Source organism: Herbaspirillum autotrophicum (assembly GCF_001189915.1).
In the GTDB taxonomy this organism is placed as follows: Bacteria; Pseudomonadota; Gammaproteobacteria; order Burkholderiales; family Burkholderiaceae_D; genus Herbaspirillum; species Herbaspirillum autotrophicum.
The window spans coordinates 257,347-271,900 of record NZ_LFLS01000004.1 but is presented as its reverse complement, the minus strand read 5'-3'; the positions used below and the strand labels follow the sequence as shown (position 1 = coordinate 271,900).

29 protein-coding genes are annotated in these 14,554 nt (G+C 52.3%); all 29 read left to right on the top strand.

Features of this window, described 5'->3' with window-relative positions:
• Positions 1–17: 17 nt before the first annotated feature.
• Positions 18–332 carry a 30S ribosomal protein S10 gene (rpsJ, locus tag AKL27_RS05190; protein WP_050461710.1) on the top strand — a complete coding sequence of 105 codons (315 nt, stop codon included), beginning with the start codon at positions 18–20 and terminating at the stop codon, positions 330–332.
• 177 nt (positions 333–509) lie between these two features.
• Positions 510–1,166, top strand: coding sequence for a 50S ribosomal protein L3 (rplC, locus tag AKL27_RS05185; protein ID WP_050461709.1), 657 nt, complete (start codon positions 510–512; stop codon positions 1,164–1,166).
• A 3-nt stretch (positions 1,167–1,169) separates the two neighbouring features.
• Positions 1,170–1,790, top strand: coding sequence for a 50S ribosomal protein L4 (rplD, locus tag AKL27_RS05180; RefSeq protein ID WP_050461708.1), 621 nt, complete (start codon positions 1,170–1,172; stop codon positions 1,788–1,790).
• Positions 1,787–2,104 carry a 50S ribosomal protein L23 gene (rplW, locus tag AKL27_RS05175; RefSeq protein WP_050461707.1) on the top strand — a complete coding sequence of 106 codons (318 nt, stop codon included), beginning with the start codon at positions 1,787–1,789 and terminating at the stop codon, positions 2,102–2,104. The genes rplD and rplW overlap by 4 nt, the downstream gene beginning before the upstream one ends.
• Positions 2,104–2,931: a 50S ribosomal protein L2 gene (gene rplB, locus AKL27_RS05170; RefSeq protein WP_050461706.1), complete on the top strand. Its 828-nt coding sequence runs from the start codon at positions 2,104–2,106 to the stop codon at positions 2,929–2,931. The genes rplW and rplB overlap by 1 nt, the downstream gene beginning before the upstream one ends.
• A 9-nt stretch (positions 2,932–2,940) precedes the next feature.
• Entirely contained in the window at positions 2,941–3,216 is a 276-nt protein-coding gene (rpsS, locus tag AKL27_RS05165; protein ID WP_050461705.1) for a 30S ribosomal protein S19, read from the top strand.
• 6 nt (positions 3,217–3,222) lie between these two features.
• Positions 3,223–3,555, top strand: coding sequence for a 50S ribosomal protein L22 (gene rplV / locus AKL27_RS05160; RefSeq protein WP_198155889.1), 333 nt, complete (start codon positions 3,223–3,225; stop codon positions 3,553–3,555).
• A 9-nt stretch (positions 3,556–3,564) separates the two neighbouring features.
• The gene (gene rpsC, locus AKL27_RS05155; protein WP_050461704.1) at positions 3,565–4,392 is read left to right on the top strand and encodes a 30S ribosomal protein S3; all 828 of its coding nucleotides are present in this window, start codon (positions 3,565–3,567) and stop codon (positions 4,390–4,392) included.
• Positions 4,393–4,394: 2 nt separating this feature from the next.
• Complete coding sequence (gene rplP / locus AKL27_RS05150; RefSeq protein ID WP_007875315.1) at positions 4,395–4,814, top strand: 50S ribosomal protein L16; 420 nt, start codon at positions 4,395–4,397, stop codon at positions 4,812–4,814.
• A 12-nt stretch (positions 4,815–4,826) separates the two neighbouring features.
• Positions 4,827–5,021, top strand: a complete 195-nt coding sequence (gene rpmC / locus AKL27_RS05145) for a 50S ribosomal protein L29 (protein ID WP_050461703.1) — start codon at positions 4,827–4,829, stop codon at positions 5,019–5,021.
• Positions 5,018–5,290, top strand: coding sequence for a 30S ribosomal protein S17 (gene rpsQ / locus AKL27_RS05140; protein ID WP_050461702.1), 273 nt, complete (start codon positions 5,018–5,020; stop codon positions 5,288–5,290). Before rpmC ends, rpsQ begins: the two co-directional genes overlap by 4 nt.
• Before the next feature lie 201 nt (positions 5,291–5,491).
• On the top strand, positions 5,492–5,860 hold the full coding sequence (rplN, locus tag AKL27_RS05135; protein ID WP_006464924.1) for a 50S ribosomal protein L14: 369 nt from the start codon (positions 5,492–5,494) through the stop codon (positions 5,858–5,860).
• Positions 5,861–5,869: 9 nt separating this feature from the next.
• The gene (gene rplX, locus AKL27_RS05130) at positions 5,870–6,184 is read left to right on the top strand and encodes a 50S ribosomal protein L24 (RefSeq protein WP_050461701.1); all 315 of its coding nucleotides are present in this window, start codon (positions 5,870–5,872) and stop codon (positions 6,182–6,184) included.
• Positions 6,185–6,190: 6 nt separating this feature from the next.
• Positions 6,191–6,730 carry a 50S ribosomal protein L5 gene (gene rplE, locus AKL27_RS05125; protein WP_050461700.1) on the top strand — a complete coding sequence of 180 codons (540 nt, stop codon included), beginning with the start codon at positions 6,191–6,193 and terminating at the stop codon, positions 6,728–6,730.
• A gap of 7 nt (positions 6,731–6,737) precedes the next feature.
• Positions 6,738–7,043 carry a 30S ribosomal protein S14 gene (rpsN, locus tag AKL27_RS05120; protein ID WP_007875333.1) on the top strand — a complete coding sequence of 102 codons (306 nt, stop codon included), beginning with the start codon at positions 6,738–6,740 and terminating at the stop codon, positions 7,041–7,043.
• Positions 7,044–7,057: 14 nt separating this feature from the next.
• Positions 7,058–7,453: a 30S ribosomal protein S8 gene (gene rpsH, locus AKL27_RS05115; protein ID WP_007875335.1), complete on the top strand. Its 396-nt coding sequence runs from the start codon at positions 7,058–7,060 to the stop codon at positions 7,451–7,453.
• Between the two features lie 10 nt (positions 7,454–7,463).
• Positions 7,464–7,997 carry a 50S ribosomal protein L6 gene (rplF, locus tag AKL27_RS05110; RefSeq protein WP_050461699.1) on the top strand — a complete coding sequence of 178 codons (534 nt, stop codon included), beginning with the start codon at positions 7,464–7,466 and terminating at the stop codon, positions 7,995–7,997.
• Positions 7,998–8,009: 12 nt separating this feature from the next.
• Positions 8,010–8,372, top strand: coding sequence for a 50S ribosomal protein L18 (gene rplR / locus AKL27_RS05105; RefSeq protein WP_050461698.1), 363 nt, complete (start codon positions 8,010–8,012; stop codon positions 8,370–8,372).
• Between the two features lie 11 nt (positions 8,373–8,383).
• Entirely contained in the window at positions 8,384–8,902 is a 519-nt protein-coding gene (gene rpsE / locus AKL27_RS05100; protein ID WP_050461697.1) for a 30S ribosomal protein S5, read from the top strand.
• Positions 8,903–8,912: 10 nt separating this feature from the next.
• On the top strand, positions 8,913–9,092 hold the full coding sequence (rpmD, locus tag AKL27_RS05095; protein ID WP_050461696.1) for a 50S ribosomal protein L30: 180 nt from the start codon (positions 8,913–8,915) through the stop codon (positions 9,090–9,092).
• Between the two features lie 27 nt (positions 9,093–9,119).
• The gene (rplO, locus tag AKL27_RS05090; RefSeq protein ID WP_050461695.1) at positions 9,120–9,551 is read left to right on the top strand and encodes a 50S ribosomal protein L15; all 432 of its coding nucleotides are present in this window, start codon (positions 9,120–9,122) and stop codon (positions 9,549–9,551) included.
• Positions 9,552–9,576: 25 nt separating this feature from the next.
• Complete coding sequence (secY, locus tag AKL27_RS05085) at positions 9,577–10,908, top strand: preprotein translocase subunit SecY (RefSeq protein WP_050461694.1); 1,332 nt, start codon at positions 9,577–9,579, stop codon at positions 10,906–10,908.
• Between the two features lie 31 nt (positions 10,909–10,939).
• A complete protein-coding gene (infA, locus tag AKL27_RS05080; protein WP_050461693.1) occupies positions 10,940–11,158 on the top strand; it encodes a translation initiation factor IF-1 in 219 nt (72 codons plus the stop codon).
• A 31-nt stretch (positions 11,159–11,189) separates the two neighbouring features.
• On the top strand, positions 11,190–11,303 hold the full coding sequence (rpmJ, locus tag AKL27_RS27040) for a 50S ribosomal protein L36 (RefSeq protein ID WP_014004415.1): 114 nt from the start codon (positions 11,190–11,192) through the stop codon (positions 11,301–11,303).
• A gap of 28 nt (positions 11,304–11,331) precedes the next feature.
• On the top strand, positions 11,332–11,697 hold the full coding sequence (rpsM, locus tag AKL27_RS05075) for a 30S ribosomal protein S13 (RefSeq protein ID WP_050461692.1): 366 nt from the start codon (positions 11,332–11,334) through the stop codon (positions 11,695–11,697).
• A gap of 40 nt (positions 11,698–11,737) precedes the next feature.
• On the top strand, positions 11,738–12,142 hold the full coding sequence (rpsK, locus tag AKL27_RS05070; protein WP_007875349.1) for a 30S ribosomal protein S11: 405 nt from the start codon (positions 11,738–11,740) through the stop codon (positions 12,140–12,142).
• Between the two features lie 149 nt (positions 12,143–12,291).
• A complete protein-coding gene (gene rpsD, locus AKL27_RS05065) occupies positions 12,292–12,915 on the top strand; it encodes a 30S ribosomal protein S4 (protein WP_050461691.1) in 624 nt (207 codons plus the stop codon).
• Between the two features lie 102 nt (positions 12,916–13,017).
• A complete protein-coding gene (locus AKL27_RS05060) occupies positions 13,018–13,995 on the top strand; it encodes a DNA-directed RNA polymerase subunit alpha (protein ID WP_050461690.1) in 978 nt (325 codons plus the stop codon).
• A gap of 145 nt (positions 13,996–14,140) precedes the next feature.
• On the top strand, positions 14,141–14,536 hold the full coding sequence (gene rplQ / locus AKL27_RS05055) for a 50S ribosomal protein L17 (protein WP_050461689.1): 396 nt from the start codon (positions 14,141–14,143) through the stop codon (positions 14,534–14,536).
• The last annotated feature ends 18 nt before the right edge of the window (positions 14,537–14,554 follow it).

Here is a 14,554-nt window from a genome sequence, read left to right as displayed (position 1 = left end):
CTCTTTAAAGGAAAACCATGTCAGTTCCTAGCCAAAAAATCCGTATTCGCCTGAAGGCATTCGACTATCGTCTGATCGACCAATCCGCACTGGAAATCGTCGAAACAGCAAAGCGCACTGGCGCTGTCGTCAAGGGCCCGGTCCCGCTGCCAACACGTATCGAACGTTTCGACGTTCTGCGTTCGCCGCACGTCAACAAGACATCGCGCGATCAGTTTGAAATCCGTACGCACCAACGTCTGATGGATATCGTTGATCCTACTGACAAGACTGTTGATGCACTGATGAAGCTCGACTTGCCAGCCGGCGTCGACGTTGAAATCAAGCTGTAATAAGTAGAATCTGTTGGAAAAAAACACAAATTAGTAGTGAATCTGCATAAAGTTGTGTTATGTGAGTAATCGAGCTATAATGCTCGGCTTCGATACGAGTGCGCAAATTGTGCACTCGTAATTATTGGTAGTACAAACATCAGCCCCGCCCAATCGCAGGCGGGAATGGAGAAAACAATGAGCCTGGGCCTTGTTGGTCGTAAGGTTGGTATGATGCGTATCTTCACGGAAGACGGGGATTCAATTCCTGTGACCGTGCTGGATGTGTCGAACAACCGCGTGACTCAAATCAAAACACCTGAAGTGGATGGTTATTCCGCTGTTCAGGTCGCTTACGGTCAGCGTCGCGCTTCCCGCGTGACTAAAGCTGCTGCCGGTCATTACGCCAAAGCTGGCGTTGAGGCTGGAACCGTTCTGAAAGAATTCCGTATTGATGCAGCCAAAGCTGCCGAACTGAAGGCAGGCGACGTCGTCGCAGCAAGCCTGTTCGAAGCTGGTCAGAAAGTGGACGTGCAAGGCGTGTCCATCGGTAAGGGCTATGCTGGTACGATCAAGCGTTATCACTTCGCTTCCGGTCGCGCATCTCACGGTAACTCCCGTTCGCATAACGTGCCAGGTTCCATCGGTATGGCGCAAGATCCAGGTCGTGTTTTCCCTGGTAAGCGCATGACCGGTCACTTGGGTGACGTTACACGCACTGTACAAAACCTCGAAATCGCACGCATTGACGCTGAGCGTCAACTGTTGCTGGTCAAGGGTGCTGTTCCAGGTGCAAAGAACGGCCAAGTTATCGTGTCGCCTGCAGTTAAAGTTAAAGCCAAGAAGGGAGCCTAATTCATGGAACTCAAGCTCCTGAATGATCAAGGTCAAGCAGCATCGAATGTTGCAGCTCCGGATACGATTTTTGGTCGCGATTACAACGAAGCGCTGATTCACCAGGTAGTGGTGGCGTATCAGGCAAATGCTCGTAGCGGTAACCGCAAGCAAAAAGATCGTGAAGAAGTGCACCACACGACCAAGAAGCCATGGCGTCAAAAAGGTACGGGTCGTGCTCGTGCCGGTATGTCGTCGTCGCCACTGTGGCGTGGCGGTGGTCGTATTTTCCCGAATTCGCCAGACGAAAACTTCTCGCACAAGGTCAACAAGAAGATGTATCGCGCAGGTATCTGCTCGATTCTGTCCCAGTTGGCTCGCGAAGGCCGTTTGTCGATCGTCGAGAATTTCTCGGTGGAAGCGCCAAAGACCAAGCTGCTGTCACAAAAACTGAAGGGCATGGGATTGGATTCCGTGCTGATCATCACCGACAATCTGGAAGAGAACCTGTTGCTGGCATCGCGCAATTTGCCAGGCGTTCTGATTGTTGAGCCACGTCAAGCGGATCCGGTTTCCCTGGTTTTTTACAAGAAAATTCTGATCACCAAGCAAGCACTGGCTAAGATTGAGGAGTTGCTGGCATGAACGCAATCGTGAAACATAGCGAAGAGCGCCTGTTGAAGGTGCTGCTGGCGCCGGTGATCTCTGAAAAAGCTACCTTCGTTGCAGAGAAAAACGAGCAAGTCGTTTTTCTGGTAACGCAAGATGCGACCAAGCTGGAAGTCAAGGCTGCGGTCGAACTGCTGTTCAAGGTCGAAGTTGAATCCGTGCAAGTCGCGAATCGTCAAGGTAAGCAAAAACGTTCCGGTCGTTCGATCGGTCGTCGCAACCACACACGTCGCGCATTTGTAAGTTTGAAGCCCGGTCAAGAAATCAACTTCTCCGAGGAGGCTAAATAATGGCACTCGTAAAAGTCAAACCAACCTCGCCAGGTCGGCGTGGTATGGTCAAAGTCGTTAATAGCGACTTGTACAAGGGCCGTCCGTTTGCCGGCCTGATCGAGAAGAAATCCAAGACTGCCGGTCGTAACAACAACGGTCATATCACTACTCGTCATATCGGTGGTGGTCACAAGCAACACTACCGTGTTGTCGATTTTCGTCGCAACAAGGACGGCATCGTGGCCAAGGTTGAACGTATCGAATACGATCCAAACCGTACAGCGCACATCGCTTTGTTGTGCTACGCGGATGGTGAGCGCAAGTACATCATCGCTCCCAAGGGTCTGTCGGTCGGCGATCAACTGTTGAGCGGCGCAGAAGCGCCAATCAAGTCGGGCAATGCACTGCCGATCCGCAACATTCCTGTCGGTACAACCATCCACTGCGTGGAAATGTTGCCAGGCAAGGGTGCTCAGATCGCACGTACTGCCGGCGCCGGTGTGGTGCTGATGGCGCGTGAAGGTACTTACGCTCAGGTACGCTTGCGCTCCGGCGAAGTGCGTCGCATCCATATCGAATGCCGTGCAACGATCGGTGAAGTCGGCAACGGCGAACACAATCTGCGCAAAATCGGTAAAGCTGGTGCAATGCGCTGGCGCGGTGTGCGTCCGACAGTTCGTGGTGTGGTCATGAATCCGGTCGATCACCCGCACGGTGGTGGTGAAGGTAAGACTGCAGCAGGTCGTCATCCGGTTTCGCCGTGGGGTCAACAGACCAAGGGCAAGAAGACACGCAGCAACAAGCGTACGACTTCAATGATTGTCTCGCGCCGCGGCAAGAAATAAGGATAAAACATGACACGTTCATTGAAAAAAGGGCCGTTTTGCGACGCTCACTTGGTAAAAAAAGTTGAAACCGCACAAGCGACCAAAGACAAGAAGCCAATCAAGACTTGGTCCCGTCGTTCGACAATCATGCCGGATTTCATCGGTTTGACGATCGCGGTACATAACGGCAAGCAGCACGTGCCGGTCTATGTTTCCGAAAACATGGTTGGTCATAAGCTCGGCGAATTCGCGCTGACCCGTACGTTCAAGGGTCACGCCGCCGATAAGAAGGCTAAGAAATAAGGTCCGATGATGGAAACTAAAGCTACTCTGCGTGGTGTGCACCTGTCGGCCCAAAAGGGCCGTCTGGTTGCAGACCTGATCCGCGGCAAAAAAGTTGATCAGGCACTGAATATCTTGGCCTTCAGCCCGAAAAAGGGTGCGGTCATCATCAAGAAGGTTCTGGAGTCCGCAATCGCGAACGCCGAACACAATGATGGTGCTGACATCGACGAACTGACAGTCAAGACGATTTATGTCGAAAAAGGTACGGTCCTCAAGCGCTTCACAGCGCGTGCAAAAGGCCGTGGTGATCGTATTTCCAAGCAATCCTGTCACATTTACGTGACTGTCGGAAACTAAGGAGTCACGATGGGACAGAAGATTCATCCAACCGGTTTCCGTCTTGCGGTCACACGTAACTGGGGATCACGTTGGTATGCCGGCAACAGCAATTTTGCCGAAATGCTCAACGAAGATCTGAAGGTTCGTGCTTACCTGAAGACAAAACTGAAGAACGCTTCGGTTGGTCGCGTCGTTATCGAGCGTCCGGCGAAGAATGCCCGCATTACCATTTACAGCTCCCGTCCAGGTGTTGTGATTGGTAAAAAAGGCGAAGACATCGAAGTGCTGAAGTCGGCACTGGCGAAGTTGATGGGCGTGCCTGTGCACGTCAATATCGAAGAAATCCGCAAGCCTGAAGCTGACGCGCAATTGATCGCTGATTCGATCGCGCAACAGTTGGAAAAGCGCATCATGTTCCGTCGTGCAATGAAGCGCGCGATGCAAAATGCAATGCGTTTGGGCGCGCAAGGTATCAAGATCATGTCGTCCGGTCGTTTGAACGGCATTGAAATTGCGCGTAAGGAATGGTATCGCGAAGGCCGCGTGCCTCTGCATACTCTGCGCGCAGATATCGATTACGGTTTTGGCGAAGCGCAGACTACCTACGGCATCATTGGTATCAAGGTCTGGGTCTACAAGGGTGATCGTCTGGCAAATGGCGAATCGCCAGTGTTGGTCGGTGAGCCGGAAGACGACAAGAAGCGTCGTGGTCCACGTCGTGACGATGGCAAGCCAGGTGCTCGTCCTCGTTCCAAGACTGGCGCACCTGGTGGTGCACCAGCTGGTGCCAAGCGTGCTCCACGTGCGCCTCAAGCTGCCGATGCCGGTGTATCGGCCGAGAAAGCAGGAGAATAATCATGCTGCAACCAGCACGTAGAAAATATCGTAAAGAACAAAAAGGTCGTAATACGGGTATATCGCATTCACGCGGTACAGCCGTATCGTTTGGTGAGTTCGGTCTGAAGGCAGTTGGTCGTGGTCGTATCACGGCGCGTCAGATCGAAGCAGCTCGTCGTGCTATGACCCGTCACATCAAGCGTGGCGGTCGTATCTGGATTCGCGTTTTCCCGGACAAGCCAATTTCCCAGAAGCCTGCTGAAGTGCGTATGGGTAACGGTAAGGGTAATCCAGAATATTACGTGGCAGAAATTCAGCCGGGTAAGATGCTGTACGAGATGGACGGTGTTGACGAAGCTCTGGCGCGTGAAGCGTTCCGCTTGGCAGCAGCCAAATTGCCATTGTCGACGACTTTCGTTGTTCGTCAAGTCGGTCAATAACAGGAGCGGAATATGAAAGCATCAGAACTCCGCGGTAAAGATGAGGCTGCACTCGCTAAAGAACTGAATGAGCTGTTGAAGGCTCATTTCAGCTTGCGCATGCAAGTGGCGACACAGCAACTGAACAATACTGCACAACTGAAAAAAGTACGTCGCGACATCGCACGTGTGAAGACAGTAATCAATTCGAAGGATGGTCAACAATGAACGATCAAGTGAAACAAGCGCTCAAGCGCACGCTGATTGGCAAAGTTGTGTCCGACAAAATGGATAAGACTGTTACCGTGCTGATCGAGCGTCACGTCAAGCATCCTCTGTATGGCAAAATCATCGTGCGTACCAACAAGTACCACGCTCATGATGAAACCAACCAGGCGAAGACCGGCGACACAGTAGAGATCCAGGAAGGTCGCCCAATCTCCAAGACTAAAGCCTGGAGCGTGACGCGCGTTGTACAAGTGGCACAAATAGTTTAAGTATCGCTTGCCCGCTCAGCATTTGGATGACATAATGCTGAGCTTCTTTCCTTGCTTCTTGGTGTTTGGCAAGGAAAGAAATACAAGATGCTTTACGTAGCTTAATCGTCCCCTAACTAGCGAGTTCGCTTGCTAACAGGACCAAGACTGACCGTTTTTCACATTGTGTGCATCACGGATTAAGTTGGGAAAGAAAATATCATGATTCAAACTGAAAGCCGGCTCGAAGTGGCCGACAACACCGGTGCGCGCGAAGTTTTGTGCATCAAAGTCTTGGGTGGTTCCAAGCGTCGTTACGCAGGTATCGGTGACGTGATCAAAGTTACCGTGAAGAGCGCAGCTCCACGCGGTCGCGTCAAAAAAGGTGAAATTTATAACGCTGTCGTCGTTCGTACCGCCAAGGGCGTGCGTCGTCAGGATGGTTCGTTGGTCAAGTTTGATGGTAATGCTGCAGTGCTGCTGAACGCCAAGCTTGAGCCGATTGGTACTCGTATTTTCGGGCCAGTTACTCGTGAGCTGCGTACAGAGCGCTTCATGAAGATCGTCTCTCTGGCGCCTGAAGTTCTGTAAGGAGTGGTCATGGGTAAGATTCGTAAGAACGATGAAGTCATCGTGTTGACCGGTAAAGATAAGGGCAAACGCGGTGTGGTAACTCAACGCGTTAGCGCTGATTACGTTGTTGTTGACGGCATTAATGTTGCTAAGAAAGCGACTAAGCCGAATCCAATGACTGGTGCAACTGGCGGCATTGTCGATAAGCTGATGCCAATTCATGTGTCGAATATTGCGTTGTTTAACGCAGCATCCGGCAAGGCTGATCGTGTGGGTTTCAAAGAAGTGGACGGCAAGAAAGTCCGCGCTTACAAATCCAGCGGCGAAGTCGTTAAGGTTTAATAGATCATGGCACGTCTCCAAGAGTTCTATAAAGAAAAGGTCGTTGCCGACTTGACTGCTAAGTACGCTTATAAGTCGGTAATGGAAGTTCCGCGCATTCTGAAAATCACATTGAACATGGGTTTGTCGGAAGCGGTTGCGGACAAGAAGATCATCGAGCACGCTGTTGGCGATCTGACCAAGATTGCAGGTCAGAAGCCAGTCGTTACCAAGGCGCGTAAAGCGATCGCGGGTTTCAAGATTCGCGAAGGCTATCCGATTGGTTGTATGGTGACATTGCGTGGCGCTCATATGTATGAGTTCCTGGATCGCTTGATCACCGTGGCGCTGCCACGCGTACGTGACTTCCGCGGTGTTTCCGGTCGTGCGTTCGACGGTCGCGGTAATTACAATATCGGTGTGAAAGAGCAAATTATTTTCCCCGAAATTGAGTACGACAAAATCGACGCGCTGCGTGGTCTGAATATCAGTATCACGACGACAGCGAAGACCGACGACGAAGCGAAAGCGCTCCTCGCCGCATTTAAATTTCCGTTCAGAAACTGAGGCTGCCATGGCGAAACTGGCACTGATTAACCGTGAACAAAAGCGTGCAGATCTGGTAAAGAAATATGCCGGCAAGCGCGCTGAGTTGAAGGCTATTATCGACGACCAATCCAAGTCGGAAGAAGAACGTTACGAAGCGCGCCTGAAGTTGCAAGCGCTGCCGCGTAATTCGGCTCCGACGCGTCAACGTAACCGTTGCGCACTGACCGGTCGTCCACGTGGTACTTTCCGTAAATTCGGATTGGGCCGTATTAAGGTCCGTGAAATCGCCATGCGTGGTGAGATTCCCGGTTTGACAAAAGCTAGCTGGTAATAGGAGAAGATGCAATGAGTATGAGCGATCCTATCGCCGATATGCTGACCCGTATCCGCAATGCGCAAGTAGTGCAAAAGACGACAGTGGCAATGCCATCGTCGAAGGTGAAAATCGCGATCGCCAACGTCCTCAAGGACGAAGGTTACATCGAAGATTTCGCTGTTGCTGAAGCAGGTGGCAAGGCAGAATTGAAGATTGGTTTGAAGTATTACGCCGGTCGTCCGGTCATTGAGCGTCTTGAGCGCGTATCCCGTCCAGGGCTGCGTATCTACAAGGGCAAGGATGAAATTCCTAATGTGATGAACGGCCTTGGTGTGGCGATTGTGTCCACTCCACGCGGCGTAATGACAGATCGTAAAGCACGCGCAACCGGTGTCGGTGGCGAGGTGATTTGCTACGTGGCCTAAGGAGTGCAATATGTCTCGTGTTGGTAAAATGCCGATTGCACTGCCAAGTGGCGCGGAAGCGACCATTTCTGCAGCGCAGATCACAGTAAAAGGCCCTTTGGGCACCCTTTCGCAGCCATTGACTGGCTTGGTGAAAGTGGCGAACAACAATGGCACGCTGAACTTCGAAGTGGCTGATGACAGCCGCGAAGCAAATGCGATGTCCGGTACCCTGCGTGCGTTGGTCAATAACATGGTCAACGGTGTCACAAAGGGTTTCGAAAAGAAGCTGAACTTGGTTGGCGTGGGTTTCCGTGCACAAGCACAAGGCGACAAGCTGAATCTGTCGCTGGGCTTTTCGCACCCGATCGTACATCAAATGCCACAAGGCATTAAGTGCGAAACACCGACTCAAACCGAGATCTTAATCAAGGGTATCGACCGCCAGGTAGTCGGCCAGGTCGCCGCTGAAATCCGTGCATATCGTGAGCCAGAGCCATATAAGGGCAAGGGCGTTCGTTATTCGGACGAAGTGGTTGTACTCAAAGAAACCAAGAAGAAGTAATAGGGGTTGACGATGGACAAGAAACAATCACGTCTGCGCCGCGCGACTCAAACCCGTGCCAAGATCGCAGAATTAAAGGTGAATCGCCTGGCCGTGCATCGTACGAATACGCACATTTACGCCAGCGTAATCGGCCCCGACGCAAATGTATTGGCTTCGGCATCGACGTTGGAAGCAGAAGTGCGCCAACAGTTGGCTGGTCAATCCGGCAAGGGCGGCAATGCTGCCGCTGCTACGCTGGTTGGCAAGCTCGTTGCTGAAAAGGCGTTGAAGGCTGGAGTGACCGAAGTCGCGTTTGACCGCTCCGGTTTCCGTTATCACGGTCGCGTCAAGGCGTTGGCTGAAGCTGCGCGTGAAGCCGGCCTGAAGTTCTAAGGAAAATCATCATGGCAAAAATGCAATCCAAAACGCAAAGCGACAAGCCAGATGACGGCATGCGCGAAAAAATGATCGCGGTGAACCGTGTGACCAAAGTGGTCAAGGGCGGCCGTATCATGGGTTTCGCTGCGCTGGCAGTTGTTGGTGACGGCGATGGTCGTATCGGCATGGGCAAGGGCAAATCGAAAGAAGTGCCGGTAGCTGTGCAGAAGGCGATGGAAGAAGCCCGTCGCAAAATGATCAAGGTCACACTGAAGAACGGCACTCTGCAACATACAGTGTCCGGCAAGCACGGCGCATCATCGGTGTTGATGCAGCCAGCCAAGGACGGTACCGGTGTTATCGCCGGCGGTCCAATGCGTGCGATTTTCGAAGTGATGGGCGTAACCAACGTCGTGGCGAAGTCGAATGGCTCCACCAATCCGTACAACATGGTTCGCGCTACACTCGACGGTTTGTCCAAAATGAATACTCCATCAGAAATTGCAGCCAAGCGCGGCAAGTCTGTTGAAGACATCCTGGGTTAAGGTGAAACAGATGGCAAACACAGTTAAAGTCCAGTTGGTCAAGGGTTTGATCGGCACTCGCGAATCGCACCGTGCGACCGTACGTGGCCTCGGCCTGCGTCGCGTGAATTCGGTTTCGACACTGGAAGACACGCCTGCAGTGCGCGGCATGATCAACAAAGTGTCCTATCTTGTGAAAGTGGTGTCGTAAGCCGCTGGCTTGCGAACGGAGCAAATCATGGAATTAAACAACATCCAACCCGCAGATGGCGCCAAGCACTACAAGCGTCGCGTAGGTCGTGGTATCGGTTCGGGCCTGGGCAAGACAGCCGGTCGCGGACACAAGGGTCAGAAATCCCGTTCAGGCGGTTTCCACAAGGTCGGTTTCGAAGGCGGTCAGATGCCTCTGCAACGTCGTTTGCCAAAGCGTGGTTTCAAATCGCTGGCAACCCCGTTCAAAGCAGAAGTTCGCTTGTCCGATCTGGAAAAACTCCCAGTTGGCGAAGTCGATATCCTGGCATTGAAGCAAGCCGGTGTCGTTCCTGAACTGGCCAAAGTCGTTCGCATCATCCTGTCGGGCGAATTGACCAAGAAAGTCACTGTCAAGGGTTTGATTGCGACCAAGGGTGCGAAGGCTGCTATTGAAGCTGCCGGCGGCTCGGTTGCGTAATCTGACGATTGACGCGGAGCATTAATTGGCGACTACCCCTCAACTTGCTAAAGGCGCTGCAAAAGGTTTCCCCTGGGGCCGTTTGTGGTTTTTGCTGGCAGCATTGGTTGTATATCGCATCGGCGCACATATTCCTGTTCCAGGAATTGACCCGACGCAATTGGCGCAATTGTTCAAGCAGAATCAGGGTGGCATTCTGGGCATGTTCAACATGTTCTCGGGTGGTGCTCTGTCCCGCTTCACGATTTTCGCACTTGGTATCATGCCGTACATTTCGGCATCGATCATCATGCAATTGTTGTCGGTTGTGTCACCGCAGCTGGAAGCGCTGAAGAAGGAAGGTGAAGCGGGGCGTCGCAAGATTACCCAGTACACCCGTTACGGCACTTTGTTGCTGGCAACGTTTCAGGCTCTGGGCATTGCTGTTGCACTCGAGTCGCAAGCCGGTCTGGTGCTGGATCCAGGCCTGGCGTTCCGATTCACGACAGTAGTGACGCTGGTAACCGGTACGATGTTCCTGATGTGGCTGGGTGAACAAATTACTGAGCGCGGACTTGGTAACGGCATTTCGATCATCATTTTTGCCGGTATTGCTGCAGGTTTGCCGAATGCACTGGGTGGCTTGTTTGAGCTGGTGCGTACCGGATCGATGAATGCGCTGTCGGCGATTCTGATCTGCCTGATCGTGGCCCTGGTCACATTCCTGGTGGTCTTTATCGAACGCGGTCAACGCAAGATTCTGGTCAATTACGCCAAGCGTCAGGTCGGTAACAAGATTTACGGTGGTCAAAGCAGTCATTTGCCACTGAAGCTGAATATGGCAGGCGTCATTCCTCCTATCTTCGCTTCGTCGATCATCTTGTTCCCGGCAACGATTACCAGCTGGTTTACATCCGGTGACACCACCAATCCTTTCATTCGTTTCCTGAAAGATTTGGCGGCATCGATGGCGCCAGGTGAGCCGATCCACGCTTTGTTGTACGCAATTGCTATTGTATTTTTCTGCTTTTTCTATACTGCGCTGGTGTTCAACAGCAAAGAAACTGCAGATAACTTGAAGAAGAGTGGTGCCTTTGTCCCGGGGATTCGTCCAGGTGAGCAGACCGCACGCTATATCGACAAGATCCTGATGCGCCTGACGCTGGCCGGTGCGGTGTATATCACGCTGGTGTGTTTGTTGCCCGAGTTTCTGATCGCACGCTGGAAGGTACCGTTCTACTTCGGTGGTACATCCCTTCTGATTATTGTGGTCGTGACGATGGACTTCATGGCGCAGGTACAGAATTATGTAATGTCGCAGCAGTATGATTCGTTGCTTCGTAAAGCGAATTTCAAGGGCGGTATGACCTCACGATAAGTGAGGGTATGGCCCAGGAACGAGTTGGCGAATGGCAAAAGTCGATGTTATCCAGATGCAAGGCGAGGTTCTGGAAAACCTTCCGAATGCGACATTCAGAGTTAAGTTGGAAAACGGACATGTTGTACTAGGACATATTTCCGGCAAGATGCGGATGAACTATATTCGCATCCTGCCAGGAGATAAGGTAACGGTGGAACTGACTCCTTATGATTTGAGCCGGGCACGTATTGTGTTCCGTACCAAGTAAGAGTGAAACTATTGAAAGAAAGAGGGCCACAATGAAAGTGCTCGCATCAGTCAAGCGGATCTGCCGCAACTGTAAGATCATCAAGCGCAAAGGCGTAGTTCGTGTTATCTGCACAGAACCGCGTCATAAACAGCGCCAAGGTTAATTTAACGTTATTGATCGAGGAATAACGCATGGCACGTATTGCAGGGGTAAATATCCCCAACCATCAGCACACTGTTATCGGCCTCACGGCTATCTACGGTGTTGGCCGCCCACGTGCGCAAGAAATTTGCGCCAACACGGGTGTTTTGACCACTAAGAAGGTCAAAGATCTGGACGACAACGAACTGGAAAAGCTTCGCGACGAAATTGCAAAATTCGTTGTTGAAGGTGATCTGCGTCGTGAGCTGTCGATGAACATCAAGCGTTTGATGGACCTCGGTTGCTATCGTGGCATGCGTCATCGTAAGGGCTTGCCTTGCCGTGGCCAACGTACACGTACCAATGCGCGTACACGCAAGGGACCGCGTAAGGCCGCTCAATCGTTGAAGAAATAATACCGCCTGACGCAAGTCGTTCGGATTCAAGGAAATAATTATGGCAAAAGCCCCAAATAACGCCGCAGCAGCACGTGTGCGCAAGAAAGTTAAGAAGAACGTAGCAGAAGGTATCGCTCACGTTCACGCTTCGTTCAACAATACCATCATCACGATCACTGATCGCCAAGGTAATGCTTTGTCTTGGGCAACTTCTGGTGGTGCAGGTTTCAAGGGCTCGCGCAAATCGACTCCGTTCGCTGCACAGGTAGCTGCCGAAGCCGCTGGCAAGGTTGCAATTGAATGCGGTATCAAGAACCTGGAAGTACGTATCAAGGGCCCTGGTCCTGGTCGTGAGTCCGCAGTTCGTGCACTCAACAATCTCGGTATCAAGATCACCCAGATTCAAGACGTGACACCAGTTCCGCACAACGGTTGCCGTCCGCCGAAACGCCGTCGCATCTGATTCTGGTGTAAACTCTCGTGGTTTACAGTCAGTAAACTACCCGCCAATGAACTTGGCGGGTTTTGTTCTTAAGCCCACCGTTTGATAGCAGGCAGATCAAACTAGCGCCCGGACTGTGTACCGGACGTCATATCTACAAAGGAATTATCGTGGCACGTTATATTGGACCAAAAGCAAAACTCTCCCGCCGCGAAGGCACCGATCTGTTCCTCAAGAGCGCACGTCGCTCGCTGGACTCCAAGTGCAAACTGGACTCCAAGCCTGGTCAACACGGTCGTACTTCCGGTGCTCGTACTTCGGACTACGGTAACCAACTGCGCGAAAAGCAAAAGGTCAAGCGTATGTACGGCGTGCTCGAGCGTCAATTCCGTCGTTATTTCGCAGAAGCGGACCGTCGCAAGGGCAACACCGGCGAAACGCTGTTGAAGCTGCTGGAAGCGCGTCTGGACAACGTTGTCTATCGTATGGGTTTCGGCTCGACTCGTGCTGAAGCGCGCCAACTGGTGTCGCACAAGGCGCTGACCGTCAACGGTATCGTTGTCAACATCGCTTCGTACCAAGTCAAGGCTGGTGATGTTATCGCCATTCGTGAAAAGGCGAAGAAGCAAGTGCGTATCGCTGAAGCGCTGTCGCTGGCTGAGCAATCCGGTTTCCCTGCATGGGTTTCCGTTGATGCCAAGAAGCTGGAAGGCACTTTCAAGACTTCGCCGGACCGTAACGAAATCGCCAACGACGTCAACGAATCGCTGATCGTCGAACTGTATTCCCGTTAATCAGTTTTCCCGGCCCGCCGGTCATATCGACCGGCGGGCTTTTTTCGTAATGCCATCAGCCTTATCGGTGTAATGAGCCGAGGGTATTGAAAAGGACATTTCATGCAAAATAGTTTGTTGAAGCCACGTATCATCGAAGTCGAAGCGCTCGGCGCCGGTCACGCCAAAGTCGTGATGGAGCCATTTGAACGCGGTTACGGCCACACACTGGGCAACGCATTGCGCCGCGTCCTGTTGTCCTCGATGATCGGCTACGCGCCAACCGAAGTGACCATCGCTGGTGTTGTGCACGAGTACTCGTCGCTCGACGGCGTGCAGGAAGATATCGTTGATATTCTGTTGAACCTGAAGGGCGTTGTGTTCAAGTTGCATAACCGCGACGAAGTGACACTGACCCTGAAGAAAGAAGGCGAAGGCGTTGTGCTGGCATCGGATATCGATCTGCCGCACGATGTTGAGCTGATCAATCCGGATCACATCATTGCCAATCTGACTGCCGGCGGCAAGCTCGACATGCAGATCAAGGTTGAAAAGGGCCGTGGCTATGTGCCAGGTAACGTTCGCCGTCTGAGCGAAGATGCGAACAAGACCATCGGTCGTATCATTCTGGACGCATCGTTCTCGCCTGTCCGTCGCGTGTCGTATGCCGTTGAATCCGCTCGTGTGGAACAACGTACCGATCTGGACAAGCTGGTCATCAATATCGAAACCAACGGTGTGATCACGCCGGAAGAAGCGATCCGTCAATCGGCCCGCGTTCTGGTTGACCAACTGAATGTGTTTGCCGCACTGGAAGGTACCGAAGCAACTGCAGAAGCGCCATCGCGTGCACCGCAGGTCGATCCTATCCTGTTGCGTCCGGTCGACGACCTGGAACTGACAGTGCGTTCCGCGAACTGCCTGAAAGCCGAAAATATTTACTACATCGGCGATCTGATCCAGCGCAGCGAAAACGAACTTCTGAAGACGCCGAATCTGGGCCGCAAGTCCCTGAACGAAATCAAGGAAGTACTGGCATCGCGCGGTCTGACACTGGGCATGAAGCTGGAAAACTGGCCACCAGCCGGTCTCGAGAAATAATATGCGATAATAGCGGGCTGCCATTCGTGGCAGTTCGTTATTTGCAGCATCCTGTAGCACCTGTTTTCATCATCATACCGGTCCGCGGCACAGCAACAAGGTGTCGATCGAAGAACTGGATTAATACTAACCGAAAGGAAATATCATGCGTCACCGTCACGGTCTCCGTAAACTGAATCGTACTTCCTCGCATCGCCTGGCGATGCTGCGCAACATGACAGTATCCCTGCTGCGCCACGAAGCAATCAAGACAACTCTGCCAAAAGCAAAAGAACTGCGCCGCGTCGTTGAGCCAATTCTGACTTTGGGCAAGACTGATACACTGGCAAACAAGCGTCTGGCATTTTCCCGCCTGCGCGATCGTGAAATCGTCGGCAAGCTGTTCTCCGAACTGGGTCCACGCTACGCTGCACGTAACGGCGGCTACCTGCGTATCCTGAAAATGGGTTTCCGCGTCGGCGACAATGCACCGATGGCTTTTGTTGAACTGGTTGATCGTCCTGAAGTGACTGACGAAGCCGATGCGCCAAGCGTCGAGTAATTCCGGTCATCAGTAGCG